Genomic DNA, 3,276 nt, shown 5'->3' on the forward strand with positions numbered 1-3,276 from the left:
GAGACCCCACACTACCATCGGCGCTACGGCGTTTCACTTCTGAGTTCGGCATGGGGTCAGGTGGGACCACCGCGCTACTGCCGCCAGGCAAATTCTGTTTCATTCATACCGCATCGTGTCATGATTTCTCATCACACACCGCCATACGAACCAATCTCGGAACAATCAGCTGAAAATCTACTTCAAAGTCTCTGCTAAAACACCTTTGGTGTTGTAAGGTTAAGCCTCTCGGGTCATTAGTACTGGTTAGCTCAATGCATCGCTGCACTTACACACCCAGCCTATCAACGTCTTAGTCTTAAACGTCCCTTCAGGTGGCTTAAAGCCACAGGGAAGACTCATCTCGAGGCAAGTTTCGCGCTTAGATGCTTTCAGCGCTTATCTTTTCCGCATTTAGCTACCGGGCAATGCCATTGGCATGACAACCCGAACACCAGTGATGCGTCCACTCCGGTCCTCTCGTACTAGGAGCAGCCCCTCTCAATCTTCCAACGCCCACGGCAGATAGGGACCGAACTGTCTCACGACGTTCTAAACCCAGCTCGCGTACCACTTTAAATGGCGAACAGCCATACCCTTGGGACCTACTTCAGCCCCAGGATGTGATGAGCCGACATCGAGGTGCCAAACACCGCCGTCGATATGAACTCTTGGGCGGTATCAGCCTGTTATCCCCGGAGTACCTTTTATCCGTTGAGCGATGGCCCTTCCATTCAGAACCACCGGATCACTATGACCTACTTTCGTACCTGCTCGAGCCGTCACTCTCGCAGTCAAGCTAGCTTATGCCATTGCACTAACCTCACGATGTCCGACCGTGATTAGCTAACCTTCGTGCTCCTCCGTTACTCTTTAGGAGGAGACCGCCCCAGTCAAACTACCCACCAGACACTGTCCTCACCCCAGATTATGGGGCCGAGTTAGAACATCAAACATTAAAGGGTGGTATTTCAAGGTTGGCTCCACGCAGACTGGCGTCCACGCTTCAAAGCCTCCCACCTATCCTACACATCAAGGCTCAATGTTCAGTGTCAAGCTATAGTAAAGGTTCACGGGGTCTTTCCGTCTTGCCGCGGGTACACTGCATCTTCACAGCGAGTTCAATTTCACTGAGTCTCGGGTGGAGACAGCCTGGCCATCATTACGCCATTCGTGCAGGTCGGAACTTACCCGACAAGGAATTTCGCTACCTTAGGACCGTTATAGTTACGGCCGCCGTTTACCGGGGCTTCGATCAAGAGCTTCTCCTTACGGATAACCCCATCAATTAACCTTCCGGCACCGGGCAGGCGTCACACCGTATACGTCCACTTTCGTGTTTGCACAGTGCTGTGTTTTTATTAAACAGTTGCAGCCAGCTGGTATCTTCGACTGGCTTCAGCTCCGGGAGCAAGTCCCTTCACCTACGCGCCAGCGTGCCTTCTCCCGAAGTTACGGCACCATTTTGCCTAGTTCCTTCACCCGAGTTCTCTCAAGCGCCTGAGTATTCTCTACCTGACCACCTGTGTCGGTTTGGGGTACGATTTCGTGTTACCTGGAGCTTAGAGGCTTTTCCTGGAAGCTTGGCATCAACTACTTCACCACCGTAGTGGCTCGTTATCACGCCTCAGGGTTAAAGTAATCCGGATTTACCAGGACTACACCCCTACACGCTTGAACCGGGACAACCGTCGCCCGGCTAGCCTAGCCTTCTCCGTCCCCCCTTCGCAGTAACACCAAGTGCTGGAATATTAACCAGCTTCCCATCGACTACGCTTTTCAGCCTCGCCTTAGGGGTCGACTCACCCTGCCCCGATTAACGTTGGACAGGAACCCTTGGTCTTCCGGCGTGCGGGTTTTTCACCCGCATTATCGTTACTTATGTCAGCATTCGCACTTCTGATACCTCCAGCAAACCTCACAGTTCACCTTCGACGGCTTACAGAACGCTCCCCTACCCAACAACACCTAAGTGTCGCTGCCGCAGCTTCGGTGCATGGTTTAGCCCCGTTACATCTTCCGCGCAGGCCGACTCGACCAGTGAGCTATTACGCTTTCTTTAAATGATGGCTGCTTCTAAGCCAACATCCTGGCTGTCTATGCCTTCCCACATCGTTTCCCACTTAACCATGACTTTGGGACCTTAGCTGGCGGTCTGGGTTGTTTCCCTCTTCACGACGGACGTTAGCACCCGCCGTGTGTCTCCCGTGATAACATTCTTCGGTATTCGTAGTTTGCATCGAGTTGGTAAGCCGGGATGGCCCCCTAGTCGAAACAGTGCTCTACCCCCGAAGATGAGTTCACGAGGCGCTACCTAAATAGCTTTCGGGGAGAACCAGCTATCTCCCGGTTTGATTGGCCTTTCACCCCCAGCCACAAGTCATCCGCTAATTTTTCAACATTAGTCGGTTCGGTCCTCCAGTTAGTGTTACCCAACCTTCAACCTGCCCATGGCTAGATCACCGGGTTTCGGGTCTATACCTTGCAACTTGACGCCCAGTTAAGACTCGGTTTCCCTACGGCTCCCCTATACGGTTAACCTTGCTACAAAATATAAGTCGCTGACCCATTATACAAAAGGTACGCAGTCACCCAACAAAGTAGGCTCCCACTGCTTGTACGTACACGGTTTCAGGTTCTATTTCACTCCCCTCGCCGGGGTTCTTTTCGCCTTTCCCTCACGGTACTGGTTCACTATCGGTCAGTCAGGAGTATTTAGCCTTGGAGGATGGTCCCCCCATATTCAGACAGGATGTCACGTGTCCCGCCCTACTCATCGAACTCACAACGTATGCATTTTTGTGTACGGGACTATCACCCTATACTGTGCGACTTTCCAGACGCTTCCACTAACACATACCCTGATTCAGGTTCTGGGCTCTTCCCCGTTCGCTCGCCGCTACTGGGGGAATCTCGGTTGATTTCTTTTCCTCGGGGTACTTAGATGTTTCAGTTCCCCCGGTTCGCCTCATTACACTATGTATTCATGTAATGATAATGTGTCGAAACACATTGGGTTTCCCCATTCGGGTATCGTCGGGTATAACGGTTCATATCACCTTACCGACGCTTTTCGCAGATTAGCACGCCCTTCATCGCCTCTGACTGCCTAGGCATCCACCGTGTACGCTTAGTCGCTTAACCTCACAACCCGAAGGTGTCTTAAAGACATCATCGCGCTGCGATTATTTGAGAGACTCTGTTACAGACTAATCCACCACTCAGTACTTCTACGGAGAGTGATGTTCAGCTGTAAACTTTCAATTTTCAGCTTGTTCCAGATTGTTAAAGAGCAAA

Annotated in this window: 2 rRNA genes; both read right to left on the reverse strand. The window is 51.7% G+C overall.

The features are described 5' to 3' along the window. A 5S ribosomal RNA gene (gene rrf, locus EYY67_RS24100) occupies nucleotides 1-88 on the reverse strand; the annotation flags it as partial. A gap of 127 nt (nucleotides 89-215) precedes the next feature. Further along, nucleotides 216-3,123: ribosomal RNA gene (locus EYY67_RS24105) — 23S ribosomal RNA — on the reverse strand. Nucleotides 3,124-3,276 lie beyond the last annotated feature (153 nt).

This window comes from Rahnella victoriana (assembly GCF_004330295.1).
Classification (GTDB): Bacteria; Pseudomonadota; Gammaproteobacteria; order Enterobacterales; family Enterobacteriaceae; genus Rahnella; species Rahnella victoriana.